Origin of the sequence: Microbacterium sp. CFBP 8794, assembly GCF_014841235.1 — a bacterium.
GTDB lineage: Bacteria > Actinomycetota > Actinomycetes > Actinomycetales > Microbacteriaceae > Microbacterium.
In genome coordinates, this window is record NZ_JACYTT010000004.1 from 20,487 (window position 1) to 36,258 (window position 15,772).

Annotated in this window: 15 protein-coding genes and 1 tRNA gene; 4 read left to right on the forward strand and 12 right to left on the reverse strand. The window is 69.6% G+C overall.

From position 1 onward, the window contains the following. A tRNA-Gln gene (locus IFU19_RS11005) sits at nt 1–72 on the reverse strand. Nucleotides 73–210: 138 nt separating this feature from the next. Between IFU19_RS11005 and IFU19_RS11010 the strand changes: the two genes are divergently transcribed. Next, entirely contained in the window at nt 211–663 is a 453-nt protein-coding gene (locus IFU19_RS11010; protein WP_181016034.1) for a MarR family winged helix-turn-helix transcriptional regulator, read from the forward strand. Continuing rightward, nucleotides 660–1,172 (forward strand): hypothetical protein, encoded by a 513-nt coding sequence (locus IFU19_RS11015; RefSeq protein WP_055839671.1) that lies wholly within the window; start codon nt 660–662, stop codon nt 1,170–1,172. The genes IFU19_RS11010 and IFU19_RS11015 overlap by 4 nt, the downstream gene beginning before the upstream one ends. A 46-nt stretch (nt 1,173–1,218) precedes the next feature. Here IFU19_RS11015 and IFU19_RS11020 read toward each other — a convergent pair whose 3' ends face one another. The 7 genes from IFU19_RS11020 to IFU19_RS11050 form a co-directional block, all read right to left on the reverse strand. Beyond that, the gene (locus IFU19_RS11020; RefSeq protein ID WP_192013816.1) at nt 1,219–3,012 is read right to left on the reverse strand and encodes an ABC-F family ATP-binding cassette domain-containing protein; all 1,794 of its coding nucleotides are present in this window, start codon (nt 3,010–3,012) and stop codon (nt 1,219–1,221) included. 104 nt (nt 3,013–3,116) lie between these two features. Further along, nucleotides 3,117–4,049 carry an ABC transporter substrate-binding protein gene (locus IFU19_RS11025; RefSeq protein ID WP_055839677.1) on the reverse strand — a complete coding sequence of 311 codons (933 nt, stop codon included), beginning with the start codon at nt 4,047–4,049 and terminating at the stop codon, nt 3,117–3,119. Continuing rightward, nucleotides 4,046–4,828 (reverse strand): ABC transporter permease, encoded by a 783-nt coding sequence (locus IFU19_RS11030; protein ID WP_192013818.1) that lies wholly within the window; start codon nt 4,826–4,828, stop codon nt 4,046–4,048. Before IFU19_RS11030 ends, IFU19_RS11025 begins: the two co-directional genes overlap by 4 nt. Next, nucleotides 4,825–5,568, reverse strand: coding sequence for an ABC transporter permease (locus IFU19_RS11035; RefSeq protein ID WP_055839683.1), 744 nt, complete (start codon nt 5,566–5,568; stop codon nt 4,825–4,827). The genes IFU19_RS11030 and IFU19_RS11035 overlap by 4 nt, the downstream gene beginning before the upstream one ends. Beyond that, entirely contained in the window at nt 5,565–6,389 is an 825-nt protein-coding gene (locus IFU19_RS11040; protein ID WP_055937818.1) for an ABC transporter ATP-binding protein, read from the reverse strand. Before IFU19_RS11040 ends, IFU19_RS11035 begins: the two co-directional genes overlap by 4 nt. Before the next feature lie 13 nt (nt 6,390–6,402). Continuing rightward, complete coding sequence (locus IFU19_RS11045; RefSeq protein WP_055839691.1) at nt 6,403–6,705, reverse strand: DUF427 domain-containing protein; 303 nt, start codon at nt 6,703–6,705, stop codon at nt 6,403–6,405. Between the two features lie 135 nt (nt 6,706–6,840). Next, the gene (locus IFU19_RS11050; protein ID WP_055839693.1) at nt 6,841–7,773 is read right to left on the reverse strand and encodes a 4-(cytidine 5'-diphospho)-2-C-methyl-D-erythritol kinase; all 933 of its coding nucleotides are present in this window, start codon (nt 7,771–7,773) and stop codon (nt 6,841–6,843) included. Between the two features lie 239 nt (nt 7,774–8,012). Here IFU19_RS11050 and IFU19_RS11055 point away from each other — a divergent pair, with 239 nt between their 5' ends. Then, nucleotides 8,013–9,593, forward strand: coding sequence for a stealth conserved region 3 domain-containing protein (locus IFU19_RS11055; protein ID WP_191915717.1), 1,581 nt, complete (start codon nt 8,013–8,015; stop codon nt 9,591–9,593). Here IFU19_RS11055 and IFU19_RS11060 read toward each other — a convergent pair. After that, nucleotides 9,544–10,479, reverse strand: a complete 936-nt coding sequence (locus IFU19_RS11060; protein ID WP_055839699.1) for a phosphodiesterase — start codon at nt 10,477–10,479, stop codon at nt 9,544–9,546. The two genes, IFU19_RS11055 and IFU19_RS11060, sit on opposite strands and share 50 nt — an antisense overlap. A gap of 239 nt (nt 10,480–10,718) precedes the next feature. After that, on the reverse strand, nt 10,719–11,558 hold the full coding sequence (rsmA, locus tag IFU19_RS11065) for a 16S rRNA (adenine(1518)-N(6)/adenine(1519)-N(6))-dimethyltransferase RsmA (protein WP_191915716.1): 840 nt from the start codon (nt 11,556–11,558) through the stop codon (nt 10,719–10,721). Nucleotides 11,559–11,615: 57 nt separating this feature from the next. Between rsmA and IFU19_RS11070 the strand changes: the two genes are divergently transcribed. Next, nucleotides 11,616–13,076 (forward strand): sugar porter family MFS transporter, encoded by a 1,461-nt coding sequence (locus IFU19_RS11070; protein ID WP_192013821.1) that lies wholly within the window; start codon nt 11,616–11,618, stop codon nt 13,074–13,076. Nucleotides 13,077–13,218: 142 nt separating this feature from the next. Here the strand turns inward: IFU19_RS11070 and IFU19_RS11075 are convergent, their stop codons facing one another. Both IFU19_RS11075 and metG read right to left on the reverse strand, forming a co-directional pair. After that, the gene (locus IFU19_RS11075; RefSeq protein ID WP_192211956.1) at nt 13,219–14,103 is read right to left on the reverse strand and encodes a TatD family hydrolase; all 885 of its coding nucleotides are present in this window, start codon (nt 14,101–14,103) and stop codon (nt 13,219–13,221) included. A gap of 74 nt (nt 14,104–14,177) precedes the next feature. Next, a complete protein-coding gene (metG, locus tag IFU19_RS11080) occupies nt 14,178–15,770 on the reverse strand; it encodes a methionine--tRNA ligase (protein WP_192013824.1) in 1,593 nt (530 codons plus the stop codon). Nucleotides 15,771–15,772: the final 2 nt, after the last annotated feature.

The window sequence follows — 15,772 nt, forward strand, 5'->3', positions numbered from 1 at the left end:
CTCCGCCGCCAGGATTCGAACCTGGACCTAACAGCTCCAAAGGCTGTCGTGCTGCCGTTACACCACAGCGGACCGTGCCCGCGGGCACCGGTCAAGTCTGCCAGACGACGCCGTCTCGCACGGGCGGCGCGACGCGACGCGACGGGCTCTCGACATAATGAGACGGTGAGCCGGGACAGCGACGAGGTCGACCGCATCGTCGATGCGTGGATGCATCAGCGCCCGGACCTCGATTTCTCCCCCCTCGAGGTGCTCTCGCGCGTCGCCCGCTTGTCGCGTCACCTCGACATCGCGCGCAAAGAGGCGTTCCGGCGCAGCGACATCGAGTCGTGGGAGTGGGACGTGCTGTCGGCGTTGCGCCGTGCCGGCGAGCCGTACCAACTGAGCCCCAAGCAACTGCTGCAGCAGACCCTGGTCTCGAGCGGCACCATGACCAATCGCATCGACCGACTCGTCGCCCGCCGTTTCGTGCGCCGCGAGGCCGATCCGCAGGACGGACGGAGCATCCTGGTGACCCTGACCGAAGACGGACGCGTACGCGTGGATGCCGCGATCACCCGGCTCGTCGATGCCGAGGCCCTGCTGCTCGAGGGACTCTCGCGCGGCGACCGCGATCGCCTCGCGACGCTGCTGCGCAAGCTCAGCCTGGGGTTCGACGCATGAGCGCCCCGGTCGAGGCGCCGTCGGCGTGGACGCGCGTGAAGGCGTGGTTCGACGTGCGCTTCCGCTCCCCCGCCGCCATCTACGGCTTGATCGTGTTCGCCGCCTTCGTCACCATCGCCGACGACCACGCCGAATCGGTGTGGGAGGTGCTGCTGACGTCGACGGGTTCGCTGTTCGTGTTCTTCATCGCCCACGTCTTCGCGCACACGCTCACCGAGCACGCCACGCACGGCCTGCGCCACGCCACACGCGAGGGCATGCGTCACGGCGCGGGCATGCTCTACGCGTCGGTGCCCGCGATGCTCGTGCTCGTGTGGGCCGGCGCCACCGGCGTCTCGGTCAGCGACGCGGCCGAGCTGTGCGGGTGGACCACGTTCCTCGTACTCGCGCTCCTCGGGTACAGCGCCTACCGGCGCCGAGGCGCGGGTCTGCTAGGGCGCCTGCTCGGGGGTTTCGCCACGGCGTGCCTCGGCATCTTCATCGTGCTGCTCGAGCTCGTCATCCACTGAGTCCCGCGCCGCCGCGCGCGGCACGTGGCGGGACCGGTGGCCGGAGTCAGCCGATGGCTTCGGTGAGCTCGAACCACGTCATCTCGAGCTCGTCGCGCTCGCTCTCGAGCTGCGAGATGCGCTGCATCTCCGTACCGAGGCCCACGTAGTCGCCCTGGTCGTGGTCGGCCAGAGCAGCCTTCGCCTTGTCGATCTGCTGCTGCAGCTTCTCGATGCGTCGTTCGGTGGCCGAGGCCTCCTTCTGCGCGGCGCGCAGCTCGGCGCCCTGCAGCCCCGGAGCCGTCGCCACGGTGCCGGATGCCGCGGACCGCGAGGGCTCGGCATCCTGGAGCGCGCGCAGCCGCAAGTATTCGTCGACGCCCCCGGGAAGGTGGCGGAGCTTGGCGTCGAGGATCGCGAACTGCTGGTCGGTGACCCGCTCGAGGAAGTAGCGGTCGTGCGAGACCACGATGAGCGTGCCCGACCAGGAGTCGAGCAGGTCTTCCATAGCCGCGAGCATGTCGGTGTCGAGGTCGTTGGTGGGCTCGTCGAGGATCAGCACGTTCGGCTGGTCGAGGATGACGAGCAGGAGCTGCAGGCGCCGCTTCTGACCACCCGAGAGGTCTTTCACGGGCGTCGAGAGCTGGGCGCTCGAGAAGCCGAGGCGCTCGAGGAGTTCTCCGGGGGTGAGCTCCTTCGCCTTCGAGCCCGTACCGAACGAGTACGTCGTGCGCAGATTCGCGATCACCACGCGGACGGGGTCGTTCATGTGCTGATCGAGCTCGTCGAGGCGCTGGGTGAGGGTGGCGACCTTGACGGTCTTGCCGCGCTTCACGCGTCCGCTCGTGGGTTCGAGCGAGCCGATCACCAGGTTGAGCAGCGTCGATTTGCCGGCGCCGTTGACGCCCAGAATGCCGGTGCGCTCCCCCGGTGCGATGCGCCACTCGATGTCTTTCAATACGGTGTGGTCGCCATACGTCACGCCGACATCGAGAAGATCGACGACGTCTTTGCCGAGGCGCGCGACGGCGAGGGACTGCAGCGCGACGCGGTCGCGGATCTCGGGCACGTCGGCGATGAGCTCGTTGGCCGCGTCGATGCGGAACTTCGGCTTCGACGTGCGCGCGGGGGCACCGCGCCGCAGCCACGCGAGCTCTTTACGCGCGAGGTTCTGCCGACGCTGTTCGATCGTCGCGGCCTGGCGGTCGCGCTCGACGCGCTGCAGGATGTAGGCCGCGTACCCGCCCTCGAAGGGCTCGACCAGGCGATCGTGCACCTCCCAGGTAGCGGTGCAGATCTCGTCGAGGAACCACCGGTCGTGCGTCACGACGAGCAGGCCGCCGGCCGAGGGCGCCCACCGCCGCCGGAGGTGCCCGGCCAGCCAGGTGATGGCCTCGACGTCGAGGTGGTTCGTCGGCTCGTCGAGGAAGAGCACGTCCCAGTCGCCCGACAGCAGCTGGGCCAGTGCCACGCGACGGCGCTGCCCGCCCGAGAGGTCGCCGAGGCGCGCGTCCCACGGCAGGTCGCCCAGGAGTCCGGCGATGACGTCGCGCGTGCGCGCATCGCCCGCCCACTCGTGCTCGGCGCGCTCGCCGACGACCGCGTGGCCGATGGTCTCGTCGTCGTCGAGGGTGTCCTGTTGATCGAGCACGCCGACGGTCACACCGCCGCGCACCGTCACGCGCCCGCCGTCGGGCTCACGGATGCCGGCGAGCATACCGAGCAGGCTCGACTTGCCGTCGCCGTTGCGACCGACGATGCCGATGCGGTCGCCCTCGTTGACGCCGAGCGAGACGGAGTCGAAGACGACCTTGGTCGGGTATTCCAGGTGCAGGGCTTCGCCCCCGAGCAGATGTGCCATATCCGTCCCAGGCTACGCGGTGCGCGGGCTCGCGCGCTCTGCGCGAGGAACGACGGAGGCCGCCCCCGAGTGGGGACGGCCTCCGATGTTCGGGGTGAGCGGCCTCAGCTGAGACCGGCCTGCGAGAGCCAGTCCGCGGCGGCGGTGCTGGCCGACGCCTGCTCGCTGCCCTCGACGCGGTCGCGCAGATCGATGAGATCGTCGGTCGTGAGCTTGGCCGAGATGGCGTCGAGCGCGTCCTTCAGCTCCGGCGTGTCGATCGACGTGCTGAGCAGGGGAAGCACGTTCTGCGCGGCGATGAGGTTCTCGGGGTCCTCGAGCACGAGCAGGTTCTCGGCCTTCAGCGCCGGCGACGTCGTGTAGATGTCGGCGACCTGCACCGTGTTGTCGACGAGGGCGCGGACGGTGTCGGGGCCACCGAAGTCCTCGTAGGGCACGAAGGTCACGTTGCTGACGCCGTACACCGACGCGAGGCCCGGGAGGCCGTAGCCCAGCTCCGCGAACTGCGGGTTGGCGCCCAGGCTGAAGGGCTGGACCTTGGCGAGGTCGCCGATCGAGGTGAGACCGTTCGCCTGCGCGTACGACTGGGTGACGACGTAGGCGTCCTTGTCCTCCGCGGCGGCCGAGGCGTAGACGGTCAGGTCGTCCTTGGACACGGCATCCGTCAGCGCGGCGTCGACGTCTTCGGTCGTGCGCTGCGTGAAAGCGGTGTCGTAGTACGCCAGCAGGTTGCCGTTGTACTCGGGGATCAGGTTGATCGAACCGTCCTGCAGGGCGGGGATCGTCTGCTGGCGCGGTCCGATGTTGAACTTCGTCTGCACGTCGAAGCCCTTGGCCTTCAGGGCCTGCGCGTAGATCTCGCCGAGGATCTCGCTCTCGGGGAACGCGAACGAGCCGACGACGATGGTGCTGGAGTCTCCTCCGGCATTACCGGTTTCGGGAGCGGTGGGATCCGCCTGCGAACACCCTGCCAGGGCCACGACGGCCCCGACCGCGATGACGCCGAAGGCGACCCGGCCTTTACTGAAAATGCTCATGCTGTGACATTCCTCTCTTGGGTTGGTGTTTCCACCACCGTCTCGGGACGGGACGCCCGTCGACGGAATCTGTTGCCGCGACCCCCGGAGACTGCTCCGGGGCCGCGGGTGAGTCGTTGCACGATCGCGAACAGCGCGTCCACCACGAGCGCGAAGGCCGTCACCAGGATGGCTCCGCCCAGGATGCGGTCGTAATCGTTGAGGCCGATGCCGCTGCTGATGATGCGGCCGAGCCCACCGAGACCGGCGTACGACGCGATGACCGCGGTGGCGATCACCTGCAGCGTGCCCGCACGGAGCCCGCCGATGATCAGCGGCAGGGCCAGCGGAATCTCGACGCGCATGAGGATCTGCATCTCGGTCATGCCGATCGAGCGCGCCGCGTCGATGGCCGGTCGCGACACCGACTCGAGACCGGCGTAGGCACCCGCGAGGATCGAGGGGATCGCCAGGAGCACGAGGGCGACGGTCGTTCCCCAGAAGATGCCGGAGTTCCCCTTCACCAGGGCGCCCAGCACCATCGTGAGGAAGAACAGCACGCCCAGGGTCGGCAGCGCGCGCATGGCGCCCGTGAAGCCGATGACGAACTGTCGGCCGCGACCGGTGTGCCCGATGTAGAACCCGAGCGGAAGGGCGATCGCCGCGGCGATGACCACCGCGACCACCGTGTACAGCAGGTGCTCGAGGAGTCGGTCTTGGATGGGCAGGGGCGACACTCCGCCGCGCTGCCAATTCTGCGGCGCGAAGATCCACGCGATCGCGTCGAGGAAGAGATTCATGCGCGGCCCCTCGGAGACACTTCGTCGGCCGCTGCGGTGGGCTCGGTGCCCCCGGCAGCAAGGGGGGCGGCCACGACGGCGCGCTTGCCACGCCGCTGGGCGGCACGGTCCACCCTCGCCCAGGGCATGAGGATCCTGCCCGCGGCGACGAGGATGAGATCGAACAGCAACGCGATGAGCAGGGTGGCGACGATACCGACGCCGACCTCCTCGAGGTTGTTGCGCTGCTTGCCGTTGGTGAACAGGTAGCCGAGGTTCTCGGAGCCGATGAGCACGCCCACCGAGACCAAAGCGATCGTCGAGACCGAGACGACGCGCAGTCCCGCCAGCATGACCGGGCCCGCCAGGGGGAACTCCACCTGCCAGAACCGCCGCCAGGCCGAGAAGCCCATCGCGGTCGCCGCCTGCTTCGTCTCGGCCGAGACCGAGAAGAACGCGTCGGAGGTGGCACGCACCATGATCGCGACGGCGTAGATGGTCAGCGCCACGATGAGGTTGGTATCGCTCAGAACGCGCGTTCCGAGGATCGCGGGCAGGATGACGAACAGCGGCAGCGACGGGATCGTGTACAGCAGGCTCATGGCCGTGATCACCGTGCCGCGGGCGAAGCGGCCCGTGAGGGTCACCCGTCCGAGCGGGATCGCGATGAGAAACCCGAGCACGATCGGGATGATGCTCAACCGGATGTGGTTGAGGGTCAGATCGACGACCAGGGGGAAGTTGCCCCAGAGCCACGTCACGACAACGGCTCGTCTCTGAGCGCACCCTGCGTGCGTCCCGAGGCATCCACCACGACGGTGCCGTTCTCCGTCTGCTTGAGGTGGAGCGCCCGCTTGCCCTTGACCGCGCCGATGAAGCTCGCGACGAAGTCGGATGCCGGATTCTCGACGATCTCGCTCGGGCTTCCGACCTGCGCGATCTTCGCACCCTTCTCGAGGATGACGACCTGGTCGCCGAGCAGGAAGGCTTCGTCGATGTCGTGGGTGACGAAGACGATGGTCTTGCCGATCTCGCTCTGCAGGCGCAGCAGCTCCTGCTGCAGTTCGTCGCGGACGATCGGGTCGACGGCACCGAACGGCTCGTCCATGAGCAGGATGTTGGGGTCGGCGGCGAGCCCGCGGGCGACGCCCACACGCTGCTGCTGCCCACCCGAGAGCTGGCTGGGGTAGCGGTCGGCCATCGCGGTGTCGAGCCCGACCGTCTTCATCAGCTCGAGCGCGCGCGCACGGGCTGCCTTGCGGCTCTGCCCCTGCAAGACCGGCACCGTGGCGATGTTGTCGGCGACCGTGAAGTGCGGCAGCAGACCGGAGTTCTGCATGACGTAGCCGATGCTGCGGCGCAACTGCACCGCGGGCTTGCCGCCGATGTCGTCGCCGTCGATCGCGATCTCGCCCGACGAGGGCTCGACCATGCGGTTGATCATGCGCAGCAGCGTCGTCTTGCCGCACCCCGACGATCCGACGAACACCGTCGTCTTGCGCGAGGGGATCACCAGACTGAACTCGTCGACGGCACGCGTGCCGTCGGGGAAGACCTTGGAAACGGTCGAGAATTCGATCATCTGCGTGCCCGACTCAGTCGGAGACCACGACCTTACGGTCGAATGCGACGTAGCCGGCGAAATCCTTGCCGACGCGGTCGACGGCACCGGGGCGAAGGTCGGGGTACGACCACGCTCCGTCGGTGAGCTCGGCCCCGTCGAGCGAGATGGTCCAGTACTGGGCCGCACCCTTCCACGGGCAGGTGTACGCCGTGGGGCTCTGCTGGAGCGCGCCCTCGCGGACCGCGGCCGGCGGGAAGTACCAGTTGCCTTCGATGGACGCCAGGTCGTCACGGTCGGCCTCGGCGATGACGACGCCGTCGAGTACTGCCTTCATGGGGTCCCCCTTCGTGGCACCCCGCGGGGTACGGCACCCTGCGGTGGCGATCCACCTCGGTCGAGGCTACCCAGGCGGAAATCACGCCAAGGCCAGATTGCCCTGTGTGACACGCTCGGGTATGGTGCCCGCCGGTCAGGCGACGCGGGCTCCGGCGACCGGACCGTGCACGTGGAGGGCGACGAGGCCGGCCGCGCTCAGGGTGATCTGAAGATCCAGGGCGGAGGCTTCGTCGGCGGCGAGGAAGGCCAGCGTGGGGCCCGACCCCGACACGATCCCCGCGAGGGCCCCGGAGCTCTCGCCCCGTTGCAACACGCGCGCCAGGTCTGGACGCAGGTGCAGAGCGGGCGCCTGGAGGTCGTTGCGCAGGGTGGCGGCGAGCATGCGGGCGTCGCCCTGGCGCAGGGCGTGCAGCACGTCGGGGTCGACCGCGGGATCGCGGGGTGCGGGCCCGATGTCGACGGCGTTGCGCTCGCGGTGCGCGTCGAGCTCGCCGTAGACGACGGGCGTCGACATTCCGACCTCGTTGGGCACGAGCACCCAGTCGAAACGACCGCGCGCGAGAGCGGGACTCAGTTCGTCGCCACGCCCCGTTCCCACCGCCGTGCCACCCAGCAGGGCGAAGGGGACGTCGGCCCCGAGGCGGGCGCCCAGTCGCGCGAGTTCGCTCGACGGCATCCCGAGCCCCCAGAGCGCATCGCACGCCACCAGTGCCGCCGCGGCGTCTGCCGACCCGCCGCCCATTCCTCCCGCGACGGGGACGGCCTTTCGCACCGCGAGGTGCACGCCCCGATCGATCCCCGCCGTCTGGGCGAGCAGGCGCGCCGCCCGCACCGCCAGGTTGCGTCCGTCGGTCGGCACGCCGTCGACGTCGACCGGTCCGCGCGCGGCGACCTCGAGCGTGATGTCGTCGGCCGGTGTCGCGACGATCTCCTCGTACAGCGACACGGCTTGGAAAGCCGTCGCGAGCTCGTGATATCCGTCGTCCTGAACGTCGCCGACCTCGAGGAAGACGTTGATCTTCCCGGGCGCGCGCACGCGGACGGATTCGGACGACGCGGGGGTCATCGCCCCGCTCGCAGAACCGTGCGCCCGGCCGCGTCGCCGTGTGCGAAACTGGAACGTCGGCCCGCTTCCCGCCGTCGCTCACGCGAGGTCACGGGAAGGTCCGGGCCGGAACGCGCGATTCGAGTCACTCTTCGACAGTAGCGCGCCCCCCGTGTCGATCGGCGCCGCCGCCGAAACGCGACCGAAACGCCGGAACCATACGGTGTCCGAATCCCGTCCACCCCTTCCGAGGAGGCAGCATGCGCCCGATGGTCCCCCTGTCGATCGACGCCGATCCCTGGCGCGCCCTGCTGTCCCGGTCCGATATCCGGATGCACGACGGCATCCTGCACGTGATCGACGACACCGCCCCGCCCGCCCTCGCGGAACGCGAAGACCTGCTCACCGCGGCCGCTGCCATCGAGGCCGCGGGCGTGCGCGTGATGCTCGTTCGCGATGCCAACCGTCGCCCCAAGCTCGTCGTCGACACCGCCGACGCGATCGCCGCGATCGCCGCCCTGTGCGATCCCGACCTCGGTCCGGTGTATCTGAAGGCACGCGGCGAAGACCCCGTCCCGGCGCACAGCGTCGTGCCCGCACCCGGGACCGTCCAGGCGTACGCCGTCTTCCGCCCCCGCACCTCTTCGGAGGGCTCGTACCGCTACGGCGCGGCACTGGCTCCCCGCTTGGAGCTGTGGCGTTTCGGCAAGACGACCATCGAAGCGCCCCGCCCCAGCGCCCTGACCCGACGTCGCTTCGCCGCGGCCGATCTCGACCTGGTCGAGGTCGAGCGGTACGGCCGCACGTGGACGACGGTGTCGGGCATGTTCGATCCGCACCCCAACGAGTTCACCGCCGACGTCGACATGGTCTTCTCGTGGGTCGACGGCTCCTCGAGCGAGTTCCAGCGTCAGCGTGCCGCGCGCATGCAGGGCTACGTCGTGGGCGACGGCGACGACAACGCCGCCCGCTACCGCCAGGTCGACGAGCTTCGGTATGCGCTGCGGAGCGTGCACATGTACGCCCCGTGGGTGCGTCGCATCTTCATCGCGACCGACTCCCCCACTCCCGAGTGGCTCGCCGACCACCCCAAGGTCACCATCGTGCGCAGCGAGGAGTTCTTCGCCGATCCGTCGGTGCTTCCCACGCACAACTCCCACGCCGTCGAAGCCCAGCTGCACCGCATTCCCGGGCTCGCCGAGCACTTCCTCTACAGCAACGACGACATGTTCTTCGGTCGTCCGGTCACTCCCGAGCTGTTCTTCAGCGGCGGGGGCGTGAGCCGGTTCGTCGAGAGCGGAGTCCGCATCGGCAGCGGCCCGTCGCACGTCGACCGCTCCGGACACGACAACGCCCTGCGGGTGAACCGCGCGCTGCTCAAGGAGCACTTCAACCGCGTCATCACGCTCGACCTCGAGCACTGCGCGACGCCGCTGCGCCGCTCGGTGGCCTTCGAGCTGGAGCAGGAGTTCGCCGAGGACTACGCGCGCACCGCCGCCAGCCGGTTCCGTTCGGCGACCGACATCTCGGTGACCAACAGCCTGTACCACCACTACGCGCTGGCGACGGGTCGCGCGGTCATCACCACGCAGCCGCGGACACGGTACGTGCAGACCACGCAGCTCGATTCGCTGCGCACGATGGAACGCCTGGTCTCGCGGCGCGACACCGACATGTTCTGCCTCAACGACGGCAGCGTGCCCGAGATCCCCGAAGAGGTGCGCGTTCCCGCCCTGCGCGCCTGCCTCGAGCGGTACTTCCCGGTCGCCGCTCCGTGGGAGAAGCCGTCGGTCAGCGCAGAATCGGCAGCGGCGTCGTCGGCGGCGACACCCGTCCGCTGAGTTCCCGCGCGCTCGGGACCAGGATCCCGGCGTCGCGCAGGCGTCGCTGCGACTCGGCGGCGTCGACGTACTGCAGGGCCTCCGTGGCGGCCAGCGGCACGACAGAGTGCACGATCGTCTCGTCGTAGATGTGCACGGTGTTGAAGCCCTGCGCCGCGTCCTGCGGCCGGGTTCCCCCGGCGGGCACCATGAGGTCCTGCGTGTAGCAGGTGGCCGAGGCGACCGATACCGGGATGCCGGCGAAGGTGGCGAACGTGGAGTAGTGCAGGTGACCGGCGAGGATCGCCCGCACGTCGGTACCGCGCAGCACGTCGGCGAGGCTCCGCTGATCGCGGAGTTCGACCGAGGCGGCGAGGTCGAGCACGCTCGGCACGGGCGGGTGGTGCATCGCCAGCACGGTGCCCAGCGGGGCCGGTGTCGCCAAGACGTCGGCGAGCCAGGCCAGCTGCGCGGCGCTGACCTCGCCGTGGTGCGCGCCGGGAACCGAGGTGTCGAGCGTGACGATGCGCAGTCCGTCGAACTCGTCGACGCGGTCGACGGGGGCTGCAGGGTCGGCGCCGTCGTCGGGCAGCAGGTGCGAGCGGAAGGTGGCGCGATCGTCGTGGTTGCCCATCACCCAGACGACGCGGGCGTCGAGGCGCTCGGCGAGGGGGTCGACGAGCGCGCGGACGCGGTCGTACGCGTCGGCCTCACCGAAGTCGGCGAGGTCGCCCGTGAAGACGAGCGCCTGCGGGCGGATGCCGGAAGCCTCGATCGACGCGACGGCTCGGGCGAGATACGCCTCGGCGTCGACCCTGTCGTAGAGCCGGCTTCCTCCCGCACGCAGGTGGGTGTCGCTCAGGTGCAGGAGCACTCGCTCAGCGCGGGGATACTCGGCGTAACGCATCTCGTTCCTCTCGGGCCGTCGGGTACGACCTCGTCACCGGCGTGATGCTCCCGGTTGGCTCGAAATGTTACCGGCATGTTTCGCGAACGCGTGATGAACACGGTGCGAATTCGCCCAGATGCCCCTCGATTTCGGTGCGAGAAGCGCGGCACGACCGCGCCCCCTCGGGCGGATCGGCGTCCACCCGGCCGACCGTGCCCCGCGCCGAGCGCCGCCGCCCGACGCGGAACCGCCGCGCGTCAGAGGGCGGCGATGCGGGCGTAATCCTCGACCGTCAGCTGCTCGCCGCGCAGCGTGGGGTCGACGCCGGCTCTCTCGAGCTGGGCCGATGCCTCGGCCGCGGTTCCCCCCAGCACGGTGGACAACGCCTGGCGCAACATCTTGCGGCGCTGCTGGAAAGCGGCATCCACGATCTGGAACGTGCGGCGCCGGTGCTCCTCGGAGCCGCGTACGTCGGCGTCGCGTTCGAAGGCGACCAGCACGCTGTCGACGTTCGGCACCGGCCAGAACACCTGGCGCGACACGGTGCCGGCGAGCCGCCACCGTCCGTACCAGGCCGCCTTGACGCTCGGCGCTCCGTACACCTTCGACCCGGGCGGGGCGGCGAGCCGCTCCCCCACCTCGGCCTGCACCATGACGACGCCGCTGCGCAGGTACGGGAACGTCTCGAGGAAGTGCAGCAGCACCGGCACCGAGACGTTGTAGGGCAGGTTCGCCACGAGGACCTCGGGCTCCCCCGGCAGCGACTGCACGCGTAGCGCGTCGGCGTCGATGACGGTCAACCGGTCGGCGGGCACATCGTGCGCTGCGGCGGTGGAGGGAAGACGCTCGGCGAGGCGGTGGTCGATCTCGACGGCCACGACCGAGGCACCGGTCTCGAGGATCGCGAGGGTGAGCGAACCGAGCCCGGGACCGATCTCGACGACACGGTCGGATGCCGAGACCCCGGCGACGTGGACGATCTTGCGCACGGTGTTGGCGTCGACGACGAAGTTCTGCCCGAGCTTCTTGGTGGGGGTGACGTCGAGGTCGGCGGCGAGCCGGCGGATCTCGGCGGCACCGAGCAGGGAAACGGGCATTGTTCCACTGTAGTCAGCCTCGCTGCGCGCTCCGGGCGACAGGAGTAGCGTGTGCGGGTGAGTCAGACCCAGTCGATCCCCGCGAATGCTTTCACCCTGCGCAGCCCCTTCGGTCGACGAGCCGTGGTGCTCTCGATCGCGGCGGCCGTCGGCGGGTTCCTCTTCGGATTCGACTCCTCCGTCATCAACGGCGCGGTCCAGTCGATCGAGACCGAATACACGAAGGCTCCGACCCTCACCGGCTTCGTCGTCGCGATCGCGTTGATCGGCTGCGCGGTGGGTGCGATCGCCGCCGGCACCCTCTCCGACCGCTTCGGTCGACTGAAGGTCATGATGGTCGGCGCCGTGCTGTTCTTCGCGTCGTCCATCGGATCGGCGCTGACTTTCAGCGTGCTCGACCTCACCATCTGGCGCGTGATCGGCGGGCTCGGCATCGGGATCGCCTCGGTGGTGGCCCCGGCCTACATCGCCGAGGTGGCCCCGCGTCAGATCCGCGGCAGCCTCGCGTCGCTCCAGCAGCTGGCGATCACGCTCGGTATCTTCGCCGCCCTGCTCAGCAACGCCGTCCTGGTCGGGATCGCCGGGGGCACCGCCGACAACCAGCTCTGGTGGGGACTCGAGGCCTGGCGTTGGATGTTCCTCATCGGCGTGGTGCCGGCGGCGGTCTACGGTCTGCTGGCCTTCACGATGCCCGAGTCGCCGCGCTTCCTGCTCGCGCGCGGGCGCACCGACGAGGCGCGGGCCGTCTTCGCCCGCCTCGTGCCCCCGGCCGACCTCGAGAAGACCCTCACCGAGCTCACCAACGGCCTCGAGGCCGACCGCCGCAACAAGAGCGCGTCGCTCGCGGGCAAGGCCCTCGGACTGCAGCCGATCGTCTGGATCGGCATCATCCTGTCGGTGTTCCAGCAGTTCGTCGGCATCAACGTGATCTTCTACTACTCCACGAGCCTGTGGCGGGCGGTCGGCTTCGACGAGAGCAACTCACTGCTCATCGGCGTGATCACCTCGGTGACGAACGTGCTCGTGACCCTGATCGCCATCTGGCTCGTCGACCGCGTCGGCCGCAAGCCCCTGCTGCTGGTGGGCTCCGCGCTGATGGCGCTCTCTCTCGGCACGATGGCCCTCGCGTTCTCGTTCGCCACGGGCTCGGGGCAGGACGTCTCGCTCCCGGGTGCCTGGGGTCCGGTCGCGCTCGTCGCCGCCAACCTCTTCGTCGTCGGGTTCGGCGCGTCGTGGGGACCGCTCGTGTGGGTGCTGCTCGGCGAGATCTTCCCCAGCCGCATCCGCGGCAAGGCCCTCGGCGTCGCCGCCGGCGCGCAGTGGCTGGCCAACTTCCTCGTGTCGTGGACCTTCCCGCAGCTCGCCGACTGGTCGCTCACGATCACGTACGGCGCCTACGCGTTCTTCGCGGCGCTGTCGTTCGTCTTCGTGCTGTGGAAGATCCCCGAGACCAAGGGCATGGAACTCGAGCAGACCGAAACGTTGTTCGTACGCAAGCCGAAGAAGCAGAAGAGCTGACAGGATCCCTCCATGACGAACAACTCGAAGTCCCACGAAGAGATCCGCGAAGAGCGCGAAGCGGCGCAGAAGGAGAAAGACCGTCTCGAGCGCGCCGAAGAGGCGCGACTCGACGACGAGAAGCGCTGAACCCTGCGCCGGCCTAGAACTCGCCGTAGACCTCGAGCGTGTTCGCGGCGACCTGCGCGGCGAGCTCGTCGGCATCGATCCGCAACTCGGCCGCCAGGAACCGCAGCGTCACGGGGATGAGGTACGGCGCGTTCGGGCGGCCGCGGTAGGGCGCCGGGGTGAGGAACGGGGCGTCGGTCTCGACGAGGATGCGCTCGCGCGGCGTGACGGCCAGCGCGTCGCGCAGGTTCTGCGCGTTCTTGAACGTGACGTTGCCCGCGAACGACAGGTAGTACCCGCGGTCGGCCGCGATGCGCGCCATGTCGGCGTCGCCCGAGAAGCAGTGGAACACCGTCTTGTGGGGAGCGCCGACGCGCTCCAGCGTCTCGAGTACGGCTTCGTGGGCATCGCGATCGTGGATCTGCATGGCGATGCCGTGCTTCTTCGCCAGCGCGATGTGCGCCTCGAACGACCGCATCTGCGCCGGGATGCCGTCGGCCTCGGTGCGGAAGAAGTCCAGGCCCGTCTCGCCGATCGCCCGCACGCGCGGCTCGGCGGCGAGCTCGTCGATGACCGCGATCGCGGCATCCAACTCCCCCGCCCGCTCGTACACGGGGGCCTCGTTGGGGTGCACGGCCACGGCCGCGAGCACACGCGGGTGCGTGCGCGCCGCCCACGCCGACCACCGCGACGAGTCGATGTCGCCGCCGGCCTGCACGACGCCGTGGACACCCACCGCCAGGGCCCGCTCCAGCTGCTCGTCGAGCGACAGGCCGGTGTCGCCGTCTTCGATCTCGAGGTGCGTGTGGTTGTCGTAGACGGGTACACCGAGCGGCTCGGGCGCGGGCGGGTAGCTCACGTCGCGGCGCCCGTCGACCGAGCGCTCGCGCACGTACTGGCTGGGATCGACGCCGTCGATGGTTCCGCGCGGGCGCTCGACGGGCGTGGAGCCGGCGGGGGCGGACCCTTCGACCGACTCAGGGGCCACGGGCGTCACGCCTGCTCGACGCGCGGGAACAGCGGCGACAGGCCGGCGACCGACGTCCCCGCCCGCAGCACGCCCCAGGCTCCCGCTTCGCGGAGGGGCTGATCGCGCACGCCGCCCAGGCTCTCGGCGGCACCGAGGGCGGTCCAGAGCTTCTCGGTCGCGACGGGCATGACGGGCGACAACAGCACCGCGAGGGCGCGCAGTCCCTCGGCGGCGGTGTACAGCACGGTGCCGAGGCGCTCGCGCTTCGCCTCGTCCTTCGCCAGCGCCCACGGCTCGTTCTCGGTGATGTAGCCGTTGAGCGCGTCGACGATTGTCCAGATCGCCTGGATCGCCTCGTCGATGCGGAACCGCTCCACGGCCGCGTCGGCGGAGGCCGCGGCATCCGCCACGATCCGCTGGATGGCGAGATCGCCCTCGGCGTACTCGCCGGCCGGGGGCACGATCCCTGCGAAGTACTTCTCGATCATCGCGATGGTGCGGGATGCCAGGTTGCCGAAGCCGTTGGCGAGTTCGGCCTGGTAGCGGGCCGACAGGTCTTCCCACGAGAAGGAGCCGTCCTGGCCGAAGGCGATCGCGGAGAGGAAGTAGAAGCGGTACGCGTCGGAGCCGAAGACGTCGGTGATCTCGGTGGGCGCGATGCCGGTGAGCTTGGACTTCGACATCTTCTCGCCGCCGACGAGCAGCCAGCCGTGCGCGAAGACCCCGCGGGGCACGTCGAGGCCGGCGGCCATGAGCATCGCCGGCCAGATGACGGCGTGGAAGCGCAGGATGTCTTTGCCGACGACGTGGAAGGCGGGCCAGCGGCGGGCGAACTCGTCGGCGACCTCTCCGGTGACCGGGTCTGTGCCGTAGCCGACGGCGGTGGCGTAGTTGAGCAGCGCATCGACCCACACGTAGATGACGTGCGAGGGGTCCCACGGAACCGTGATGCCCCAGTCGAAGGCCGAGCGCGAGATCGACAGGTCTTTCAGACCGCTGCGCACGAACGACACGACCTCGTTGCGCGCCGACTCGGGGCGCACGAAGTCGGGCTCGGTCTTGTACAGCTCGAGCAGGCGGTCCTGGAAATCGCTGAGCTTGAAGAAGTAGTTCTTCTCCTGCAGCAGCTCGAGCGGCTTGGAGTGGATCGCGCAGACCTTGAGCCCCTCGAACGGACCGGTCCCGTCGACGATCTCGGCCTCGGGCTTGAACTCCTCGCAACCCACGCAGTACAGGGCCTCGTACTCGCCCGCGTAGATGTAGCCGCGGTCGAAGAGTGCCTGCACGAACTGCTGCACGCGCTCCTCGTGACGGGGCTGCGTCGTGCGGATGAAGTCGTCGTTGGCGACGTCGAGGGTCTCGAGCAGCGGGAACCACGATTCGGTGACGAGCTTGTCGACCCACTCCTGCGGGGTCACGCCGTTGGCGGCGGCCGCGCGCAGCATCTTCTGGCCGTGCTCGTCGGTGCCCGTGAGCATCCAGGTGTCGTCGCCCGCCTGGCGGTGCCAGCGCGCGAGCGTGTCGACGGCGACGGTCGTGTACCCGTGCCCGATGTGGGGCAGATCGCTGGGGTAGTAGATCGGCGTCGTGATGTAGAAGGATCGGCCGGAAGTCACCT

What these genes read in the sequence shown, in the direction of transcription:
- IFU19_RS11010 (WP_181016034.1), top strand. Translation starts at nt 211, where the DNA reads ATGCATCAGCGCCCGGACCTCGATTTCTCCCCCCTCGAGGTGCTCTCG.
- IFU19_RS11015 (WP_055839671.1), top strand. Translation starts at nt 660, where the DNA reads ATGAGCGCCCCGGTCGAGGCGCCGTCGGCGTGGACGCGCGTGAAGGCG.
- IFU19_RS11020 (WP_192013816.1), bottom strand. Translation starts at nt 3,012, where the DNA reads ATGGCACATCTGCTCGGGGGCGAAGCCCTGCACCTGGAATACCCGACC.
- IFU19_RS11025 (WP_055839677.1), bottom strand. Translation starts at nt 4,049, where the DNA reads ATGAGCATTTTCAGTAAAGGCCGGGTCGCCTTCGGCGTCATCGCGGTC.
- IFU19_RS11030 (WP_192013818.1), bottom strand. Translation starts at nt 4,828, where the DNA reads ATGAATCTCTTCCTCGACGCGATCGCGTGGATCTTCGCGCCGCAGAAT.
- IFU19_RS11040 (WP_055937818.1), bottom strand. Translation starts at nt 6,389, where the DNA reads ATGATCGAATTCTCGACCGTTTCCAAGGTCTTCCCCGACGGCACGCGT.
- IFU19_RS11045 (WP_055839691.1), bottom strand. Translation starts at nt 6,705, where the DNA reads ATGAAGGCAGTACTCGACGGCGTCGTCATCGCCGAGGCCGACCGTGAC.
- IFU19_RS11050 (WP_055839693.1), bottom strand. Translation starts at nt 7,773, where the DNA reads ATGACCCCCGCGTCGTCCGAATCCGTCCGCGTGCGCGCGCCCGGGAAG.
- IFU19_RS11055 (WP_191915717.1), top strand. Translation starts at nt 8,013, where the DNA reads ATGCGCCCGATGGTCCCCCTGTCGATCGACGCCGATCCCTGGCGCGCC.
- IFU19_RS11060 (WP_055839699.1), bottom strand. Translation starts at nt 10,479, where the DNA reads ATGCGTTACGCCGAGTATCCCCGCGCTGAGCGAGTGCTCCTGCACCTG.
- rsmA (WP_191915716.1), bottom strand. Translation starts at nt 11,558, where the DNA reads ATGCCCGTTTCCCTGCTCGGTGCCGCCGAGATCCGCCGGCTCGCCGCC.